The following is a 16,573-nucleotide window of genomic DNA, read 5'->3' as shown; positions in this document are numbered from 1 at the left end:
AATCCGTTTATTTCGACGGAAAATTTCCGACCAAACAGACCGTCTGCTCCGGTTGCCACCTGCAAAAGTAACGCAAATCGTTCGGGAAACCGGCATTTACCAGCAGATTAGCCGAATTCGGCCCGTGTGTCGCTACCGGATACGTACGCAGCCGTTTTGGGTGGCTGCTGATCCCAACAAAAAGTCCGGCCTGTTGCACGTATGCATGCAACAGGCCGGACTTTCATTTGTATCAAATCGACTATACCGAAAGAATATCTTTCTCTTTAGCCACAAACACATCATCCACGCGGGCTATAAAGGCGTCGGTCAGTTTCTGAACCCTCTCTTCGCCCTGTTTCACGGCATCCTCCGATACGCCTTCTTTCGTCAGCTTTCGGATCGAGTCGTTGGTGTCTTTACGGATGTTCCGCACGTTTACCTTGGCCACCTCAATCTCCTGCTTCACTTTTTTTACCAGGTCACGCCGACGTTCTTCCGTCAGGGGTGGAATACTCAGCCGGATCAGTTCACCATCGTTGGAGGGAGCCAGACCGATGTTTGAGTTGCGAATGGCCTTCTCTACCTCACCGATCATTTTTTTCTCGAACGGCTTAATCACGATCGAGCGCGCATCGGGTGTAGTAATCGAAGCCACGTTGCCAATAGGCGACATAACACCGTAGTATTCCACCTGAATGCCGTCGAGCATGGTTGGACTCGCTTTGCCGGCCCGGATTTTTGTCAATTCAATGGAAAGGTGCTTCAACGCCTTCTCCATTGTGTCTTTGGCATCTTCTAAGAATAGTTCAATCTCTTCCATTGTCAAACATTTACAGTCTCCGATTGGCTGCGTACCGTTTAGCGGGCTCAGTTTTTTTGTCAACGTAGGCCCGGCCCAAACGCCAGCTTTCCGAAACTAAATACCTAAAATCATGCAAACCGCCTTAAAGCTAGTCATTCGAAATAAGCGTTCCTACGTCTTCACCCGACACCAATCGGTTGAGGTTGCCCGGCTTATTCATATCAAAAACGATAATGGGCAGGTTGTTTTCCCGGCACAACGTAAACGCCGTGAGGTCCATGACGTTGAGCTCTTTCTCGTACACATCGCGGAAACTGATGTGGTTGTATCGGGTGGCAGTGGGGTCTTTCACGGGGTCAGCCGTGTACACGCCATCTACTTTGGTGCCTTTGAGCAGCACGTCGGCTTCGATCTCATTGCCCCGCAAAGCGGCCGTTGAGTCGGTGGTGAAGTAAGGGTTACCCGTTCCGGCCCCAAAAATCACGACGCGTTTCTTTTCGAGGTGGCGGATCGCCCGGCGACGAACGTAGGGTTCGCACACCTGTTCCATCTTAATCGCCGACATCACGCGGGTGTACATGCCGTGCTTTTCGAGCGAACTCTGAATGGCCATCGCGTTGATTACCGTGGCGAGCATGCCCATGTAATCGCCCTGCACTCGGTCGATACCAGACCGTTGGCCCGACACCCCCCGGAAAATATTGCCCCCGCCGATCACGATGGCAACCTCGACACCCATTTCGACGACCGAGAGGATTTCCTGACTGTACTGTTCGAGAACAGCCGGATCGATATTGTAACCATTGGGGCCAGCAAGTGCCTCTCCGCTTAGCTTAAGCAGAATTCGTTTGTACTTGAGTTGAGAAGACATGGCCGCAAAAATACGTTAAAATTCAATTAGCACTTGATTCTTTTCGACCCGATCGCCTTTCGCGACCCGAATAGCCCGGATGGTTCCTTCGCCCGGAGACTTAATCAGGTTCTCCATTTTCATGGCCTCCAGAATCAAAACGGCATCGCCCTTTTTTACTACATCGCCCGGTTGCACACTCACGCCCACAATGAGGCCCGGCATAGGCGCTTTAATATCGTTGATTTTGGCTGAGGCCGCCCCGCTCATACCCATCTGTTCGAGCAACTGATCGAACCGGTCTTTGAGCTGCACGGTGTACAGGTGCCCATTGAGGCTCAATTTGACCGTTTTGGCTTCGCTATCCAGCTCAATCAGTTCGGCGGTGTACGACCGGTTCTGGTGCAGAATATGAAACGTGTTGTCGTTGAGCCGGGCCAGATCCCAGGCAAAGGGTTCGTCGTTGACCAGAGGGCCATTGGCCGTAAATTGAATCGAGAAGGGAGCCTCGGCTGCGTCGTTGACGGTGGCTGTAAACATTGGTTCAGGATTTATTCGTCAAATATATACCAAGCAGGCAAACGGCCATACCTGCATATTGCACGGCGTAAATCTGTTCGCCATCCAAAATTCCCCATAGCAAGGCTACAATCGGAATCAGGTATGTAACCGACGCGGCAAATAAAGGCGAGGCCAGTTGCACCACCCGGTTGAACAGAATCGACATGAGCCCTGAACCCAGCACACCCAACGTGGCTAAGGCCAGCAGGGCCAGGCTGTTTTCGGGCCGGCCCGCCCGCGCCCACACGTCGGTAAACAAAAGCGCACCGAGGGCAATGAGCCCGATAAAAAAGAAAATCCAGGCCGTTGAAACTAAAGCAGGCATGTGCCGGATATACCGGCCAATGAGGTTGGTATTGATGCCGTAGCAAACCGTGGCACCGACCACCAGCAAGGCGTAGGCATTGACCGAAAACTCGCCCGTAGCGCTAAAAAAGACGAGGAGTATGGACCCGGCCAGGCCGAGCAAAATACCAACCGTTTGGCGCATCGGCACCCGATTGCCGAAAAACAACGCGCCAATCAGCAGTGTAAACAGCGGGCTGAGGGAGTTCAGCGCCCCCGACAATGAGCTGTTGATATGCGCCCCGGCAATGGCGAACAAATAGGCCGGTAACAAAAACCCTGTGAGCCCAACGGCCAACAGATATGGTCCCTGCCGACGTACTGACGTGCGCACATCGGGTTGCCGAATCTGGTACGCCTGAAACGGCACAAAGAACAGGAACGCCAGAAAAATACGCCCGGCGGCTACCTGTTGCGGGGTGAAGGCATCGAGGCTACGTTTGATAAGGATAAACGAGCTCCCCCAAACCAGGGCCATTGTACACAGGTACACCCAGGCTATGAGGGGGCGCTTTTCGGTCAGTTCGGATACAGGTTTTGCAAGCATGGGGTTGTCAGCGTACGGTTGGGTATGGGGTTTGGAGTTACCCTACCAACTCGCCCAGATAATGCTCCTGCACCTCGCTGAGGATACTGAGCAGTTCATCGTGCGATTCGGCCACAACCAACCGCGACCGGAATGGCTTGAAATTTTCCAACCCTTTGAAGTAACTCGTGTAATGCCGACGCATCTCGAAAATACCCACCTTTTCGCCTTTCCAGCGAATCGAGAAGTCCAGATGCTGCCGGCAAACGGCAACCCGGTCGGCCACGGTTGGCGCGGGCAGATGCTCACCCGTTTGGAGAAAATGCTTTATTTCGTTGAAAATCCACGGGTACCCGATGCTGGCCCGGCCAATCATGATCCCATCCACGCCGTAGCGGTTCCGGTATTCGAGGGCTTTCTCAGGGCTGTCGATATCGCCATTGCCGAAGATCGGAATCTGAATCCGGGGATTTTCCTTGATTTTACCGATGAGTGTCCAGTCGGCTTCTCCCTTGTACATCTGCACGCGGGTACGCCCGTGTACAGTGAGGGCTTTAATGCCAATATCCTGCAAACGTTCGGCCACTTCCTGAATATTCTTGGTCGAATCGTCCCAACCAAGTCGGGTTTTCACCGTAACGGGCAAGTGCGTAGCTTTAACCACCGCTTCGGTCATGCGCACCATCTTCGGAATATCCTGCAACAAAGCCGCCCCGGCACCCCGGCAGGCTACATTCTTCACGGGACAACCGTAATTAATATCGATCAGATCGGGATTGACCCGGGTGGCAATACGGGCACACTCGCCCATGGTTTCCACGTCAGAACCAAAGAGCTGAATCCCCACCGGGCGCTCGTATTCAAAAATATCCAGTTTCTGAACACTCTTGGCGGCATCGCGAATAAGCCCCTCCGACGAAATAAACTCGGTGTACATCAGGTCGGCACCGTTGGCCTTACAAACCGCCCGGAACGGCGGATCGCTGACGTCCTCCATCGGGGCCAACAGCAACGGAAACTCACCCAGCTCTATATTTGCAATCTTTACCATGTCGTTGTTGAAGCTCGTTTCGACCTCGGCCACCAAACGTCCGCCGGTCCTTTGTCCTGTATCTAAGGTCCAGTATCCAACATCCTGTCCAATTTATAAGTTTAGGCAGGAAGCGGAAAGCCCCGTAAATTTACGACGATTATGCTAACAGATTCTACCCCCACGTCGCATTCGGCCGATTGGTCGCCGGGTCGTCGTCCCGAACGGTCGGCTTTATCCAGCCTGTTGTTACTGGTTGGCACCATTCTGCTCGGTTCCACCGTAGGGGCCCTGCTGGCTACGGGTGCCGCTTTTCTGGTCGGTTTGCTATCGGGCCATACGACCACGCCCGACCTGACAGCCCTGCTCACCAGCCCGACTCGTTACCCCGGTGCCTGGAACACCATTATGCTGATTCAGGCCATCAGCCACGTATTTACGTTTCTGGTGCCCGCACTGGTGTACTGGACCCTGTTTGAACACCGGCGCATTGCCGACTTTCAGCTGCGTCCGCTTCACGCCGTGGGTGGGCTTAGCCTCGTAGCTGTTCTGGTGATTGCCTTTATGCCACTCAATGGCCTCATTATCGAATGGAACCAGGCCCTTCAACTACCCGAAACCCTGGCCCCTCTGGAACGCTGGATGCGCGCTAAAGAAGACGAACTGGGGGAACTGACCAAATACCTGACCCGGTTTGATACGCCCGCCCAACTGATTATTGCCCTGCTGGTGATTGCCGTGCTGCCTGCCATCGGCGAAGAGGTTTTGTTTCGGGGGGTGCTGCAACGGCGCTTTATCGACTGGCTGGGGGGCAATCCGCACGTGGGCATCTGGCTGGCGGCTGCTGTGTTCAGCGCCATTCACATGCAGTTTTATGGTTTCTTTCCGCGGTTGCTGCTGGGTGCATTGTTTGGGTATCTGTACGTTTGGTCGGGCAATCTATGGGTCCCTATTTTGGCCCATTTCGTCAATAATGGCTTTACGGTCGTGATGGTGTATCTGCGCCAGCGTCAGGTGGTTTCCCTCGATATTGAAGACACTCAGTCGGTTCCGGTATCAGCGGCCCTGTTTTCCCTGGCACTTTGTCTGGGATTAATGTATTATTTTCGTCAATCCAACCAGTCGGAGATGTTGGATAGTAGACGTTAGATGGTAGCTTCTTCTATTATTTTTTGTCCACCCTTACCTCTGACGCCCCCCAACAATCCATGATCGAAAACTGGGAAAAAGTCCTCAACACGCCCCTGCCCTACCGTGCAGAACTGGCCAAAGCCCTGCTGGCGGAGCACGACATTGAGGCCGTGGTAGTAAATAAAAAGAGTAGTAGTTACCCACCTTTCGGCAGTGTAGATGTGTATGTTCCGACAGAACACGCTATCATTGCCAAATTGTTAGTTTCTGCTGAATTTAACGATTCTCCGCCCGAAGATCTCGAATAAATCCGCTGTGGAGCCGTTTATCACCGTTTTTCTTTTCCGGTATTTGTCGGACATTTCACCCATTTCCGAACAAATAGTTTCAGTAATTTTTCAGTAGGTCGTATCTTGCTATCTGAAGAGGATAGCGATGAAGAAGACCACGTTCGATGTCGAGTTGGCCGACGCCCCTGGCCGTGACGGGCTGTACCGGGTACGAATTCGTATCTACCAGCCCGGCGAAGCGATGGGCCGTACAACCACGGCAATTGCGTTGCCTAAACGGGACTGGAATACGAAGAAGAAATACGGGTTCTGGGTACGTACGTCTCATCCTGATCATGCCAGTCTCAACAGCGACATTGAAGTGGCCCTCAAACGCGTGCGTGAGCAGGTCGAGAGCTGGCAGAGTGAAAACCCAGCCATTACGCCCCGGCAATGCACAGACCGGTTTCGGCAACTGGCGAAACTCCCCGCCGATCAACGGGCAGCCGGGGGCGCTCCCCTACTCGATCTGATGCGACAGGCTGTCCGTAGCCGAGGCACCCAGATTTCCCCCGCTACCCGGCAGAACCGGCTTGACCACATTCGCAACTTCGAAGGGTATCTGAAAACCCGGCCCGAGGGCGTGCAGATGCCCCAGGCGGCTTTGACCCCTGAACTTATACGAGGCTTTCAACGGCATATGACGGCGAGCGGCAACAAACCTTCGTCAGTCAATAATGCTCTGTTTGCCTTTCGGGCTGCCTATCACGATCTACTGGGAGAGCAGGGCGTTGCCAAAAAAGCCCGCATGACGGTCAGCCCCTTCGTCCACGTCGACGCTCTGACGGAGGAAAAACGCACGATCCAGCGACTTCGGGAGAAAGACCTCGACGCCCTGCGCCCCGACGAATGGGTACTCTGGGAGAAAGGAGCCGCCCGCCGGGGCCGTTATCCAGTCGGGCCGGGGCTGATTCCGGCCGTGGAGGGCTGGGCCCGTTGGTGCTATCTGGCCTGTTACTATCAAGCCGGCATGCGGATCGGCGACCTGATCCGGTCGCGGTACGAGTGGTACGAGTGCGACGAAGGCGGCCTCCCCGTTCGGCTGGCATACCAAATGCTTAAAAACGGGAAGTGGATTCGGATTCCGCTATCAAAAACCGCGCAGGCTCACCTGGCTGTTATCTGGCGCAAAGGAGCAAACCCTACCGAGTACCTGTTGCCCTTTCTCGACCCGCAAGCCCCCTACGCCAAGGCCCGCACCCGCCAGCAGATCCGGGCCCTGCCCGAAGCCTTGGCCGACCAGTTGACCAACACCGTCCGGACCATTGCCAGCAACCTCAACCAGAAGCTACACGACATCGGCTGGAAGGAGCTGGGCTTACCCGAAGACGTGCGGCTGAAGATGCACTCCGCCCGGCACTCACTGGCCGATAAGGTACGCCGGGCCATGAAAGTCGACAAACGCATCGGACCCACCGACGCCCGCGACCTGCTGGGCCACTCGACGTTTAAAACGACCGAGGGCTATTTCGACGATCTGGATCAGGAGAGTCTGGACAGCGCAGCGTCGGCCGTGTATGAAGATTGATCAGGCTATCTGTAGTGGCATCTCATCGTATGTCCGCCCATTCAACAAACGTCCGCTGGCTTTTTTATTCGTCCCTCCCCACTGCTTAAAGAAAAAGGCTACTCCTGCAACTTCGCACTGCTGTTGAATGTCTTCCACCCATTCTGTTTGCATAAGTCGAGGTTTACGTCCAGACTCTCCTCCTACAATTACCCAATCAATACCCTCTAAATTCAGGTTTGGTAATGGACCAATTAACGGCTCTAAGGAGAGGAACTTAATCTCAGCACCAGAATTTCGTAGATGGTCAATACGGTGAATAACGCGCTCATCCTCTACTGAAACCCCCATCCAAATATTAGGTGTCCAACTTAACAGTGTAGAATATTCTTCAAGTTGCTCGGCTCGTTTTGTTAATACTTGAAAAGTATGCTGGGGGCACTCATTCATGGTTTTAAACACCCGCTGGATGAACGTTAGTGGAACGTCAATGTGGAACAGATCACTCATCGAATTAACGAAAACCGTCTTTGGAGACTTCCACTTGAACGGAGTTTCTAACTCGCTTTCGTGTGTAACTACCTCCTTAAACCCACGGGAGTATTTAAGCTGCCCCATGGCTTTAAGCCGACGAGTCATTACCTCAGCGTAACAGAACTTACACCCTGCTGAAACCTTATCGCAACCCGTCGTCGGGTTCCATGTCATTTCAGTCCACTCTATACTTGATTGTGCCATAGTTATGGGAAAGACAATAGGCAGTCGTCTGTAATTAATACGCTGACTTTGTGTTGTTTACCATCAGTAAAGATAGCTGTTACCTTCTTTTCTTCCTCCATTTTCCTTAGAGTTTTTGCGTAATGCGAGGCACAAAATTTTTTACCCGGATGGTGTTCATCAAATAATCTTCGAGCTGTTATTGTACGCCCTTTGTATGCCCTCTCTAGTTGTTGTGATAATGCCAATACATTTAAATCTCCAAAAAGGGATAGAGAAGCAGAGCTTCCTTGAACTTTAGCGTCAAAGGTGTAAACCCCATCTTTTTCGAGACAGGCACCTATGTTATCAAAATCGTAAAAGATTTGCTTAACTAGCTCATAGCCTCGCTTATGCTTACAAAAGTGAATGATAAAATGGCTTGTGGCTTCGCTATCTTCCTCCCTAAACTTAAAGGCACAATGATAGAGATTGGGAGTTACACGTTTAAATTCATCAGCTAGGTTATCCATGATCAGATTTAACCGATCATAAACAGTCGCTTTGTATTTTTTATCTTTTCGAAGGTAGTCAATTGTCGTCGGGAAAATACTTTCCATCAACTCGTCAAACTTATCGTTTTCTATAGCAGCGTTTATCCGTTTAATATTAACGAATAGAAATATCTCGTTACCCCAATTCTCAAGAAATGTCGCAAGTGTTTTAGTGTCGATTCCTTTATAACCCCAAGGATCAAAAAAGAGCAACGTTGGTGAATAATTGATTTTTTCAGGCTTACGAGATAAATACTTTTGGATTGCTTCATCTTCCCCAACGGTTCGACTAGCAAAGCGTGGCTTATGCCTAAACGAACCCTCTGGAAATTGTGCTAAAAAATTTTTTTTCAGCTCTTCTGCATACGTTTTATCATTGAAAGCCAAAAGCACATTATCCCGTAACCTTACATCTTCATAGCAAGCCTTAGCTATAAGTAATGGAGTAGAAGGATTATCGTCTCCATATTTCCCCGGCCCTGAAAATAAGTCCAAATAAACAATTCGTCGATGTTCCTTGGGACTCTTCATCAGAATACGACAGTACTGAGGAAAATACTCTGCTACAATTTTTGCTTTGATTCTTGAGGATGCACTCTGGATTTTGAAGAAATCGTCGTTATTTTTCATTCGATCTAAAAGAGGAGTTCTTATCAATGGAATTGAGAGCTTTCAGGATAGATGTATAAACTCAAGGTGCCATTCGTTTGAAATGGTAAACATGATAAACGCGCCGACCAGCAGGCCCACCGGGCTGTTCTTCATTGATAAAGTTTACCATCTCCCAGCCCTGTTGGCCCAAGCGGTTAAGCTCATATTCTTCCTGTGAGGGCCCGTGACCAGCCCGTAATTCATAGCCCCAGATCTTGTATTGCCACCGAACGGCCGGAGCAGCCTGGGGCTCAACCTTTGCGTATGCATAGAAAGCCAGACCAGCGATCAGTATAAGCGCGAGAACAATCTTCGTGTTCATGTGTTTTTGGGCACAAAAACGCGAATAAACAAAACGGTTACAACGGGAAAATTCCCGTATTTATCACCGGAAAATCACGGAGTGTACATATCACTTTTAGTCCAGAAACCACTAATTCGCTTATATTGCTTCGTCGCAACACTCCCTTCTACTATGAATGAGTCACTACCTTTTGAAAAAGCTTACAACTTCAATCATATCATCCAGTACTCAATACACGATCAAGTCGGTAAACACATCGGGAACGGTACATACTTTCAAAGAACCGGCAAAGTTGAAGTGTACGATCTAAACGATGCGCTCATTGGTACAGGAGAAAAAATTGGCGAGGGGCCGGGCGCGAGTATTCGGATATTTGATCGAGACAACAAGCTAATTCAAGTCTGCGGTGATGCAAGTAGATCCCCCTTGCACTTTGTCAGTTGGGATGATGAAAGCGATAACTCCCTTGCGATCTGGCATGAAAAGTAGAGGTTACTTTCACCTGAGGTAACAGTGTATGCGCTGCACTTACAGCTGGAAATGGTGGCCCACCATTTCCAGTGACCCAATGACTTTGTAATCTATTCAATCTGGGCAGGATAACGTAATGAAAACAAAGCCCTTCCGAGACCTCTCGATCTGGGGTCAGCTCTGGCGCACCCTGCAATGGCTAATCCTGTTAGGAGCCCTGCTGTACCTCAATATCTATGTTTGGTACCGGTGGCTTACCGAACCGAATACGTAAGCTTTTGTGCAGCTACCGCATCAGCTATCAAACGAGCTACACGGTCTAACTCAAGGAACACGATACGATGAACCGTCATATTGGTATTCCGGTATTCGGCTGGAATAGGAGTCCCAGAGGTCGTTACCCCAGCGTACGAAAAGGACATATGTGGCTGAATAGTAGCGCTCATTCGGATGGTATTATTCTTCACAAAAGCCTTAATTACCATACCATGCTGGGGGTTATTTGGAGCTGACCGCTCATCGGTAACAATTGAGCCAAATTCACGATCAGCTTTTACGGTGTACCCTTCTTCGGTCAGAATCTGACCTACAGTCGTAAATAGATTGTCGGCACCACTAATCAAGGTAATTGTATTAGCACCCTTAAATGGCTCAGAGTCGCCCGCAGGCCGAACCCGCTCACGGCTTTGATTTGGATCAGGGTAGGTCGGATCTTGTGCAACCGACGCGTCGATGATACCAAAAACCAGAAAGAGAATGAGTAGCTCTTTTAACATAGAGATCAATCAAGTATTTTAAAATCTACATTACGCTTTCCATTTACGCTCCACAGATACGATATTATAAATCTCATATACCTCTGACAAGCGAACTTCAAAATCAGGGTAGGCCTCTTTATCAGGGTTGGTTGAAGCACAGGTAATGATTCCCTCTTCTACGTTGTGGGCCGTGATACGCTTAATGATTACCCCGTCTTGATGCACGATCAGGTAATCCTTGAAGCGGTGCAAATGAAACTTCGTGTTCCAAAGGGTTTTGTCTATACTCCGCCCCACCACAATATCTCCAGCACAAATCGCATCGCGTCGGTCGCTATCCATACTGTCGCCCACCACCTCAAAAGCCCGGTATTTACCAGTATGGCGTTTGGCAACTACAATTGAATGTTTCGGCAATTCTTCAATAAATTCTGGGTCTTTCCAACCAGCCAGATAGCCAGCCTGGGCAAACTCGTCAACGAGGGGTATGGTCATTAACACCCGGCCATCGCTCAGGTCTCTGAATTCACTTCCAGCCCAATTGTAAAACACGTCATCCTCATTGACGACTTCCAGTGGCTTTGCCTCCCCTTTCAGAAGTTGTGAAGTAGTCAGGGTCTCAGCGTCAAAGCCTTCTCCGTCTTTAAGCAGCTCAAACGGCACCTTAAGTACTTTTGCCATTTTAAACAGCGACCCATCCGTGAGAGTCCGGGTCCCATTAAGCATTTTAGACACACTTTGCTCAGCAATATCCAGCTGCTTTGAAAACTCCCGGTTCGTAAAGCCATTTTTTGACATTAATAGCCTTACCCTTTCTCTTGCTTCCACCTGATCTTCAATAATTTCCATAATGTTAAGCATATTAGTCAAAAAATATCAATCAAAATGATTGACAATGTTAGACATATTTGCTTAACTTTGTCATACAATTTTAGACGAACGACCAACGCACTCCATAAACGGTCAAAAACGAACGCCTAACGAACGCAAAATAAGCAATTCCTATGATTCTCACACAGGACCAGCAGAAGAAATTGAGTAACCGTATTACGGCCTTATCTGACTTTGGCGGGCTCCAGAAGGTCGCGGAGGTGGCTGGCTGCTCCAAGCGAACCATACAAAAAGCCATGTGGGGCGGAAATGTCAAACTCGAAACAGCCGAGGCTATTGAGAAAGCTCTGAAAGAAGTCGAGTCCGAGTACACCAAACGGAAGCGTCAACTCGAAAAAGCCCTCGCCTGATGAGCCAGCCATCTCCCAACCCCTTCGATGCCCTCACGCAGCTACCGCAGCTGGTAGCCACGCTGGCGGGCCTGATCGACACCTACGCCGGGCGGCTGACCGAGGCCGAGGCCCGCAGGCCGATGAACCGCCAGGAGGTTCTCCAGTACCTGCGCGTGTCTGACCGCCAGCTGCTCGAATACCGCCGTCGGGGTCTGCCCTGCTACGGCTCCGGTAAGAGCATTCTGTTTCTCAAAAATGAAGTCGATGCGTGGCTGGCCCAGCGCCGGGTCAATCGCCACACCCGATAAAAGAAAACCCCGGCTATTGCAGTAGCCAGGGCCTATAGTTCACTCAAAAACCATTTTAACACCGCAAAGCTATGGAAGCCAATCCAACCAAGCAAGTACCCGCCACGCTGCCCCTCAGCATGCCTATCGGCGAGATGACACCCGAACAAGCCGGTTACACGGCCCTGCACCTGCTGGCCTACATGAACAAAAGCGGGCTCACGGCCGCAGCCGGGTTTCTGCCCGAATACGCCGATGCCGAGGGCTACGACACGGCCGCCCTGACCGCGATGGCCGCTAAACTCCGCTACTTCGCCGAAACGCTCGAAAAGAGTGCCAAGGGCAAAGCCACCGCTGAGGTGATGATCTACGGCCGCGATGGTGTCACCCGCCACGGGGTAAAGCTGGTCGCGTCCGAGTACGTCCGCTACGACTATGCCAACAACGCCCACTGGAATGAATTGAACGAGGTTGTTGGCAATGCCACCGCAGCCCGCAAAGTTCATGAACGCTACCTCGACACCTGCCCTCATGAAGGCCGGGTACGGGTAGACGAACAAACCGGGGAGGCCGTACGCGATTACCCACCCGTGCGCATCGCTCAGGACATCATCAAAGCCACCATCCTGTAAGACCTGTAAGATGTTCACGCCCACCCCGTTCGCCATCGCACACGCCCCGGAGCCCGGCCTGATGCTCGTAGAAGCGGCCCCTCAGCACGAGGGGCCCGCTCTCCCCCTCGACTGTCGGCAGACCTACAAAGCCCTGCTCGACAAGCTGACCCGCACCCAGACCCAGATCGACAGTGTCGACTACAGCGAATTCACAGGCCTGATGATTCAATTCTCAATATACGGTGATTGGTGGGGTGCGTTCCCCTGTACACTACTTAGCATTGACCAAAGTAGCGGCCGGGTTCGCCTGTTTGTAACAGTCCAAGACCTGATGAAACATCACGCATTCTGGAACGAGATGGGACTATGAACTACCACCAGCCCGGTCAGGACCGCCCCCAAGGCTGGGGCGCCGACCTGCTTCACCTGCTTATTCTGCTCATTCTGCTGGTTGCGCTGGGCTACACCGTCAAACGGTATCAGGCCGTTGTCGGCGACCCCAACCAGCTGCGTACCCCTACCCTCATGCACCCCGTTAAAAACCCCAGCCATGCCCGACCGTAACGATCTGCTCGACCTCATCGGCACCAACGTCGAGATAACCCTTCAGGTCACCAACAAAAACATCATGGCCCCGACCGACTGCGATCTGACGGGTCGTCAGGCTCCCCTCTTTCAGCCGTGGCATACCCAGCCCTTTCGGCGGCAGGTATCGGGCCGTCTGGCCGGGCTCACCGAACGCTACGCGCTGCTGGAGCATGCCGGCGAGCGGGCCATCCTCACCGAGCCGACCGCCAAACAGACCACCCGGTTGAAGGGGTTTCGGCCCGCGACCGATGCCGTCCAGTACATTCCGCTCACCGCTATTCTCTCAGCTCAGAAATGGAACTCACAATAGATTTCGCGTCCGAGCAGGACAAAAAGCAGCTCTGGCGGGTACTGAAAACCCGCAAGCCCCGGCGCTACCGCATCCAGATTGTCGAAGAGCGGGCCCGCCGGTCTAACCCGCAAAACGCCTACTACTGGGGCGTGGTACTGGCCACCCTGGCAACGCATACGGGCTTTACGGATGACGAGCTGCACGAATACTTCAAAGTGAAGTTTCTGGCGTGCGAAAAAACGCTGACCCACACGGGCGAGGTAGTCAGGCTGCCCGGCTCTACGGCCACCCTCGACACAGCGGGCTTTAGCACCTACCTCGATCAGATCATTGATTTCGCCATCGCCGAACTGGACTGCTTCATCCCATTGCCCGATCAAACCATTGTCCAATCACTTTAATCCCCCCTAATCGCTTATGACAAAAGACTTTCTGGAGCGTCGCACGCTCCCCATCCCCCTCACCGAGGAACAGATTGAGGCCTACCGCGCCCGCAACGCCGAGATCGACATTCTCCAGCAGGAAGCCGCCGAACGGCTCGACCGGGCCAAAGCCGCTCACAAAGCTGACACCGAACCGCTAAAGGCAGAGAAGAAAGTGAAGCTGGCTGCCCTGCGCTCAGGCACCGAGTACCGCGAGGTCGAGTGCTGGGAGAACGTCAACGAAGAAGAGGGCACACTCGAATACCTCGACGCCGAGGGTGTGCTGATCTACAGCCGGAAGCTCACCCCGACCGAGCGAATCCAGTACAAAATTCAGTTTCAACGCGATTCCCAGTTCCGATAAACCATGTACAACGACCAAACGACCATCCGCGTCGAATCCTGCGAGGGCAACGAACTAATTATCCGCCACGGCGAGGCCGAAACCATCCACGAGCCCAAGCCGATGGGTTTGTCGGGTAACTTCAACGCCCCGGCCGAGTTTGTCCGCAAACGCTCCATCCCTGATGGGGTTGTGCTCGACATCTACCCCAATTCAGCCTGTCATGTGCTGTTCAACAAGAAGGCCCTCAGCATTACGCTGGTGGCCGGTGAGCAGAACCGCGACACAATCACCATTACCGGTAGGCTCAAGAAGCACCCGTTCCTCGATTCGCTGGGCCTCAACGAAAAGGCCTGGAACAAAGACGCCCTGCTCAAAACCATCCGGTTTAAGGGTAATTTCTTTGCCGACCGGGGCGTACATCGCGAGCTGGTGACCCGCTTGCAACGCTTCGAGGTAAAGACCAGCTCCGAGCATCAGGACGTCAACGACCGCCTTGGCAACATCGAAAAGCGTAATGCCGCCAAAGCCAGCTCCGAACTGGCCGGGATGACTATCGCCTTGTACTGCCCGCTTTTTGAGGGTGGCCAACCTGCCAGCATCACCTTTACGATTGAGCTGGAACCCAACAACGGTACCGTAACCCTCTACCTCATCGCCGAGGAGTTTGAGGAGCTGTGGGATACAGCCGTAGCAGCGCAGTTCGACGCCCAGCGGCCCGTTTTCGAGCCCTTCGTGATCATCGATCAGGATTAAGGATAGTGTCTTCGTTTGGGGGCATTAGCCTGAGCGGAACGGGCGGAGGTTACTCGACGAAAAGCCCCTCGTGGTCGTGAGCCGGTGTAGTGCCAATTCCGCAAAGTGGTCATCACCCAAGCCTACCGTAGAGCGCATACTACGTCTTAGCTCAATCCCCAAACGAAGACACCATTACCGCACATTTACCTTCTGACAACTCCCATGAATCTACAATTGCAAACATTCGCCTTAGCCGATCTTCTGCACTTTGAAAACCATCAGGAAAACAAGCAACAGTCGGTTTACTACGAAGGCGTTACCGAAGCGTTCGGCGACGCTGTCATGGCCATTCTCTACGCCTGCCATGATGCAGCCCCGGACGACTCGGAAACGATTGACTTTCTACTGAACGTGCGCAACCGCATCGATGCCGAACTCGGCCCTTTCACCCTGCCCCAAACCATGTACGTAGCCCATCTGATTGCGGGGTTCATAGCCTTTGGTGTAGGTCTGGATTCTGGCCGCCAAGAGGGCTTTGCGAAAGGATTCGAAGCGGGCGCGGCTAAGGTGGTTAACCTCATCAATGCCGGGCGTGCACCCCTGGCCGTCAAGTCTGGCAAAGCCAAGCCTGTTGCCGAGGCATAAGCGGCTACGCACGCAACACAACTCTTCAATCCAATGAACCTCTTCGACCTGTCAAAACACTACTGGAAACTGCACGAGCAGCAGGCGTTTATGCCCACCGATACGCATCTGTATTGGTGCCTGATCAACGTCTTCAATGCCCGTGGCAATAAAGGCACGTGGCCTGAATCCGTGACGCTCACCGACGGCATGTTTTCAGGCATGGCAGGTCTGAATCGCAAAACGCTTTGGGCATCGCGGGAGCGGCTCGAAGCGCGTGGCCTGATCGTCGTTTCGAGTTGCGGAATGGGTAAGCGAAACGGGGTTGAATACCGCTTAACCTGTCCGAAAGCCTGTCCAAAAAACGGACAAGTAAACGGACAGGTTTACGCCCAACCTGTCCAACAACCTGTCCAAAAAACGGACAAGTTATCGGACAACTCGCTTATATATATAGAATCCAGACTAGAGACTCCAGACGAAGGGAACGACGTCGACGACGCGCACGAAGCCGACGTCTTCATTCCGGCTGCTGTTCTTGCCCACCGGCAAACCGCTTTCGAGGAAAGAAAAAAAACAAAAGCCCCCCCCGATTCCGCGCGCCCCCCCCAACCCGATCCGGCCGAGGGGCTTGCGGGCTACCGGGCCCGCATCACCGCCGACCGCACCTGGCTCGAAGCCGCCCAACTGGGATTCAAGATTTCGTCCGAACGTCTGAGCGAACTACTGGACGGATTCACCATCGAGCAGATGGGCTTCGAGAAAATCCATGCCGACTACGCCGATTACCGCAAACACGCCCATTTCTGGATTCGCAAAAAACTCGACCATGCGACACACCCCCAGCCTAACACCCGCCGAAACGGCCGCCAGCAACGCCCCGGCGAAAACCTCGGAGAGTTCAGCCGTGAAGTTGATGAACTCCTTGCAAACTGGGACAATTGA

Annotated in this window: 26 protein-coding genes; 16 read left to right on the top strand and 10 right to left on the bottom strand. The window is 52.5% G+C overall.

The genetic code is table 11. The features are described from left to right. Positions 1-241 precede the first annotated feature (241 nt). From frr to dusB, 5 genes are all read right to left on the bottom strand, one after another. A complete protein-coding gene (gene frr, locus RUDLU_RS0101170; protein ID WP_019986506.1) occupies positions 242-802 on the bottom strand; it encodes a ribosome recycling factor in 561 nt (186 codons plus the stop codon). 130 nt (positions 803-932) lie between these two features. Continuing rightward, entirely contained in the window at positions 933-1,655 is a 723-nt protein-coding gene (pyrH, locus tag RUDLU_RS0101165; protein ID WP_019986505.1) for a UMP kinase, read from the bottom strand. 15 nt (positions 1,656-1,670) lie between these two features. Next, positions 1,671-2,174: an acyl-CoA carboxylase biotin carboxyl carrier protein subunit gene (locus RUDLU_RS0101160; protein ID WP_019986504.1), complete on the bottom strand. Its 504-nt coding sequence runs from the start codon at positions 2,172-2,174 to the stop codon at positions 1,671-1,673. A gap of 4 nt (positions 2,175-2,178) precedes the next feature. Then, positions 2,179-3,087, bottom strand: a complete 909-nt coding sequence (locus RUDLU_RS0101155) for a DMT family transporter (protein ID WP_019986503.1) — start codon at positions 3,085-3,087, stop codon at positions 2,179-2,181. A gap of 37 nt (positions 3,088-3,124) precedes the next feature. Then, positions 3,125-4,117: a tRNA dihydrouridine synthase DusB gene (gene dusB / locus RUDLU_RS0101150; RefSeq protein ID WP_027302647.1), complete on the bottom strand. Its 993-nt coding sequence runs from the start codon at positions 4,115-4,117 to the stop codon at positions 3,125-3,127. A gap of 141 nt (positions 4,118-4,258) precedes the next feature. Here dusB and RUDLU_RS0101145 point away from each other — a divergent pair, with 141 nt between their 5' ends. The 3 genes from RUDLU_RS0101145 to RUDLU_RS0101135 all read left to right on the top strand — a co-directional run bounded on the left by RUDLU_RS0101145 (position 4,259) and on the right by RUDLU_RS0101135 (position 7,084). Further along, on the top strand, positions 4,259-5,245 hold the full coding sequence (locus RUDLU_RS0101145; RefSeq protein ID WP_019986501.1) for a CPBP family intramembrane glutamic endopeptidase: 987 nt from the start codon (positions 4,259-4,261) through the stop codon (positions 5,243-5,245). 59 nt (positions 5,246-5,304) lie between these two features. Next, on the top strand, positions 5,305-5,535 hold the full coding sequence (locus RUDLU_RS0101140) for a putative signal transducing protein (protein ID WP_019986500.1): 231 nt from the start codon (positions 5,305-5,307) through the stop codon (positions 5,533-5,535). Positions 5,536-5,662: 127 nt separating this feature from the next. Beyond that, entirely contained in the window at positions 5,663-7,084 is a 1,422-nt protein-coding gene (locus RUDLU_RS0101135; protein ID WP_019986499.1) for a tyrosine-type recombinase/integrase, read from the top strand. Here the strand turns inward: RUDLU_RS0101135 and RUDLU_RS0101130 are convergent, their stop codons facing one another. From RUDLU_RS0101130 to RUDLU_RS0101120, 3 genes are all read right to left on the bottom strand, one after another. After that, complete coding sequence (locus tag RUDLU_RS0101130; RefSeq protein WP_027302646.1) at positions 7,085-7,801, bottom strand: DUF5131 family protein; 717 nt, start codon at positions 7,799-7,801, stop codon at positions 7,085-7,087. Positions 7,802-7,803: 2 nt separating this feature from the next. Next, positions 7,804-8,943, bottom strand: a complete 1,140-nt coding sequence (gene tcmP, locus RUDLU_RS0101125) for a three-Cys-motif partner protein TcmP (RefSeq protein ID WP_019986497.1) — start codon at positions 8,941-8,943, stop codon at positions 7,804-7,806. Positions 8,944-9,004: 61 nt separating this feature from the next. Next, positions 9,005-9,286 carry a DUF4177 domain-containing protein gene (locus RUDLU_RS0101120; RefSeq protein WP_019986496.1) on the bottom strand — a complete coding sequence of 94 codons (282 nt, stop codon included), beginning with the start codon at positions 9,284-9,286 and terminating at the stop codon, positions 9,005-9,007. Between the two features lie 153 nt (positions 9,287-9,439). Between RUDLU_RS0101120 and RUDLU_RS0101115 the strand changes: the two genes are divergently transcribed. Next, the gene (locus RUDLU_RS0101115; protein WP_019986495.1) at positions 9,440-9,757 is read left to right on the top strand and encodes a hypothetical protein; all 318 of its coding nucleotides are present in this window, start codon (positions 9,440-9,442) and stop codon (positions 9,755-9,757) included. A 118-nt stretch (positions 9,758-9,875) separates the two neighbouring features. Further along, positions 9,876-10,013 (top strand): hypothetical protein, encoded by a 138-nt coding sequence (locus tag RUDLU_RS29550; protein ID WP_019986494.1) that lies wholly within the window; start codon positions 9,876-9,878, stop codon positions 10,011-10,013. Here RUDLU_RS29550 and RUDLU_RS0101105 read toward each other — a convergent pair. After that, positions 9,994-10,515, bottom strand: a complete 522-nt coding sequence (locus tag RUDLU_RS0101105) for a hypothetical protein (RefSeq protein ID WP_019986493.1) — start codon at positions 10,513-10,515, stop codon at positions 9,994-9,996. The genes RUDLU_RS29550 and RUDLU_RS0101105 overlap by 20 nt on opposite strands. 30 nt (positions 10,516-10,545) lie before the next feature. After that, positions 10,546-11,346, bottom strand: coding sequence for a LexA family transcriptional regulator (locus RUDLU_RS28580; RefSeq protein WP_169578018.1), 801 nt, complete (start codon positions 11,344-11,346; stop codon positions 10,546-10,548). A 155-nt stretch (positions 11,347-11,501) separates the two neighbouring features. Between RUDLU_RS28580 and RUDLU_RS0101095 the strand changes: the two genes are divergently transcribed. The 11 genes from RUDLU_RS0101095 (at position 11,502) to RUDLU_RS0101045 (ending at position 16,573) form a co-directional block, all read left to right on the top strand. Beyond that, positions 11,502-11,738, top strand: coding sequence for a hypothetical protein (locus RUDLU_RS0101095; RefSeq protein WP_019986491.1), 237 nt, complete (start codon positions 11,502-11,504; stop codon positions 11,736-11,738). Next, the gene (locus RUDLU_RS0101090) at positions 11,738-12,028 is read left to right on the top strand and encodes a helix-turn-helix domain-containing protein (RefSeq protein WP_019986490.1); all 291 of its coding nucleotides are present in this window, start codon (positions 11,738-11,740) and stop codon (positions 12,026-12,028) included. Before RUDLU_RS0101095 ends, RUDLU_RS0101090 begins: the two co-directional genes overlap by 1 nt. A 71-nt stretch (positions 12,029-12,099) precedes the next feature. Then, positions 12,100-12,639, top strand: coding sequence for a hypothetical protein (locus tag RUDLU_RS0101085; RefSeq protein WP_019986489.1), 540 nt, complete (start codon positions 12,100-12,102; stop codon positions 12,637-12,639). 10 nt (positions 12,640-12,649) lie between these two features. Further along, positions 12,650-12,991, top strand: a complete 342-nt coding sequence (locus RUDLU_RS0101080; protein WP_019986488.1) for a hypothetical protein — start codon at positions 12,650-12,652, stop codon at positions 12,989-12,991. Then, on the top strand, positions 12,988-13,185 hold the full coding sequence (locus tag RUDLU_RS0101075; RefSeq protein WP_019986487.1) for a hypothetical protein: 198 nt from the start codon (positions 12,988-12,990) through the stop codon (positions 13,183-13,185). The genes RUDLU_RS0101080 and RUDLU_RS0101075 overlap by 4 nt, the downstream gene beginning before the upstream one ends. After that, on the top strand, positions 13,172-13,519 hold the full coding sequence (locus RUDLU_RS0101070) for a hypothetical protein (RefSeq protein WP_019986486.1): 348 nt from the start codon (positions 13,172-13,174) through the stop codon (positions 13,517-13,519). The genes RUDLU_RS0101075 and RUDLU_RS0101070 overlap by 14 nt, the downstream gene beginning before the upstream one ends. After that, entirely contained in the window at positions 13,504-13,902 is a 399-nt protein-coding gene (locus RUDLU_RS0101065; RefSeq protein ID WP_019986485.1) for a NinB/YbcN family protein, read from the top strand. The genes RUDLU_RS0101070 and RUDLU_RS0101065 overlap by 16 nt, the downstream gene beginning before the upstream one ends. 16 nt (positions 13,903-13,918) lie before the next feature. Beyond that, the gene (locus tag RUDLU_RS0101060) at positions 13,919-14,287 is read left to right on the top strand and encodes a hypothetical protein (RefSeq protein ID WP_019986484.1); all 369 of its coding nucleotides are present in this window, start codon (positions 13,919-13,921) and stop codon (positions 14,285-14,287) included. A 3-nt stretch (positions 14,288-14,290) separates the two neighbouring features. Then, positions 14,291-15,022 (top strand): hypothetical protein, encoded by a 732-nt coding sequence (locus RUDLU_RS0101055; protein ID WP_019986483.1) that lies wholly within the window; start codon positions 14,291-14,293, stop codon positions 15,020-15,022. A 204-nt stretch (positions 15,023-15,226) separates the two neighbouring features. After that, positions 15,227-15,649, top strand: coding sequence for a hypothetical protein (locus RUDLU_RS0101050; RefSeq protein WP_019986482.1), 423 nt, complete (start codon positions 15,227-15,229; stop codon positions 15,647-15,649). Between the two features lie 33 nt (positions 15,650-15,682). Continuing rightward, positions 15,683-16,573 carry a hypothetical protein gene (locus tag RUDLU_RS0101045; protein ID WP_019986481.1) on the top strand — a complete coding sequence of 297 codons (891 nt, stop codon included), beginning with the start codon at positions 15,683-15,685 and terminating at the stop codon, positions 16,571-16,573.

Origin of the sequence: Rudanella lutea DSM 19387 (assembly GCF_000383955.1) — a bacterium.
Classification (GTDB): Bacteria; Bacteroidota; Bacteroidia; order Cytophagales; family Spirosomataceae; genus Rudanella; species Rudanella lutea.
This window is presented reverse-complemented; position numbering and strand designations above follow the sequence as displayed.

Excerpts from the sequence above, each read along its gene's own strand:
- frr (WP_019986506.1), bottom strand. The coding sequence starts at position 802 with ATGGAAGAGATTGAACTATTCTTAGAAGATGCCAAAGACACAATGGAG.
- pyrH (WP_019986505.1), bottom strand. The coding sequence starts at position 1,655 with ATGTCTTCTCAACTCAAGTACAAACGAATTCTGCTTAAGCTAAGCGGA.
- RUDLU_RS0101160 (WP_019986504.1), bottom strand. The coding sequence starts at position 2,174 with ATGTTTACAGCCACCGTCAACGACGCAGCCGAGGCTCCCTTCTCGATT.
- RUDLU_RS0101155 (WP_019986503.1), bottom strand. The coding sequence starts at position 3,087 with ATGCTTGCAAAACCTGTATCCGAACTGACCGAAAAGCGCCCCCTCATA.
- dusB (WP_027302647.1), bottom strand. The coding sequence starts at position 4,117 with ATGGTAAAGATTGCAAATATAGAGCTGGGTGAGTTTCCGTTGCTGTTG.
- RUDLU_RS0101145 (WP_019986501.1), top strand. The coding sequence starts at position 4,259 with ATGCTAACAGATTCTACCCCCACGTCGCATTCGGCCGATTGGTCGCCG.
- RUDLU_RS0101140 (WP_019986500.1), top strand. The coding sequence starts at position 5,305 with ATGATCGAAAACTGGGAAAAAGTCCTCAACACGCCCCTGCCCTACCGT.
- RUDLU_RS0101135 (WP_019986499.1), top strand. The coding sequence starts at position 5,663 with ATGAAGAAGACCACGTTCGATGTCGAGTTGGCCGACGCCCCTGGCCGT.
- RUDLU_RS0101130 (WP_027302646.1), bottom strand. The coding sequence starts at position 7,801 with ATGGCACAATCAAGTATAGAGTGGACTGAAATGACATGGAACCCGACG.
- tcmP (WP_019986497.1), bottom strand. The coding sequence starts at position 8,943 with ATGAAAAATAACGACGATTTCTTCAAAATCCAGAGTGCATCCTCAAGA.
- RUDLU_RS0101120 (WP_019986496.1), bottom strand. The coding sequence starts at position 9,286 with ATGAACACGAAGATTGTTCTCGCGCTTATACTGATCGCTGGTCTGGCT.
- RUDLU_RS0101115 (WP_019986495.1), top strand. The coding sequence starts at position 9,440 with ATGAATGAGTCACTACCTTTTGAAAAAGCTTACAACTTCAATCATATC.
- RUDLU_RS29550 (WP_019986494.1), top strand. The coding sequence starts at position 9,876 with ATGAAAACAAAGCCCTTCCGAGACCTCTCGATCTGGGGTCAGCTCTGG.
- RUDLU_RS0101105 (WP_019986493.1), bottom strand. The coding sequence starts at position 10,515 with ATGTTAAAAGAGCTACTCATTCTCTTTCTGGTTTTTGGTATCATCGAC.
- RUDLU_RS28580 (WP_169578018.1), bottom strand. The coding sequence starts at position 11,346 with ATGGAAATTATTGAAGATCAGGTGGAAGCAAGAGAAAGGGTAAGGCTA.
- RUDLU_RS0101095 (WP_019986491.1), top strand. The coding sequence starts at position 11,502 with ATGATTCTCACACAGGACCAGCAGAAGAAATTGAGTAACCGTATTACG.
- RUDLU_RS0101090 (WP_019986490.1), top strand. The coding sequence starts at position 11,738 with ATGAGCCAGCCATCTCCCAACCCCTTCGATGCCCTCACGCAGCTACCG.
- RUDLU_RS0101085 (WP_019986489.1), top strand. The coding sequence starts at position 12,100 with ATGGAAGCCAATCCAACCAAGCAAGTACCCGCCACGCTGCCCCTCAGC.
- RUDLU_RS0101080 (WP_019986488.1), top strand. The coding sequence starts at position 12,650 with ATGTTCACGCCCACCCCGTTCGCCATCGCACACGCCCCGGAGCCCGGC.
- RUDLU_RS0101075 (WP_019986487.1), top strand. The coding sequence starts at position 12,988 with ATGAACTACCACCAGCCCGGTCAGGACCGCCCCCAAGGCTGGGGCGCC.
- RUDLU_RS0101070 (WP_019986486.1), top strand. The coding sequence starts at position 13,172 with ATGCCCGACCGTAACGATCTGCTCGACCTCATCGGCACCAACGTCGAG.
- RUDLU_RS0101065 (WP_019986485.1), top strand. The coding sequence starts at position 13,504 with ATGGAACTCACAATAGATTTCGCGTCCGAGCAGGACAAAAAGCAGCTC.
- RUDLU_RS0101060 (WP_019986484.1), top strand. The coding sequence starts at position 13,919 with ATGACAAAAGACTTTCTGGAGCGTCGCACGCTCCCCATCCCCCTCACC.
- RUDLU_RS0101055 (WP_019986483.1), top strand. The coding sequence starts at position 14,291 with ATGTACAACGACCAAACGACCATCCGCGTCGAATCCTGCGAGGGCAAC.
- RUDLU_RS0101050 (WP_019986482.1), top strand. The coding sequence starts at position 15,227 with ATGAATCTACAATTGCAAACATTCGCCTTAGCCGATCTTCTGCACTTT.
- RUDLU_RS0101045 (WP_019986481.1), top strand. The coding sequence starts at position 15,683 with ATGAACCTCTTCGACCTGTCAAAACACTACTGGAAACTGCACGAGCAG.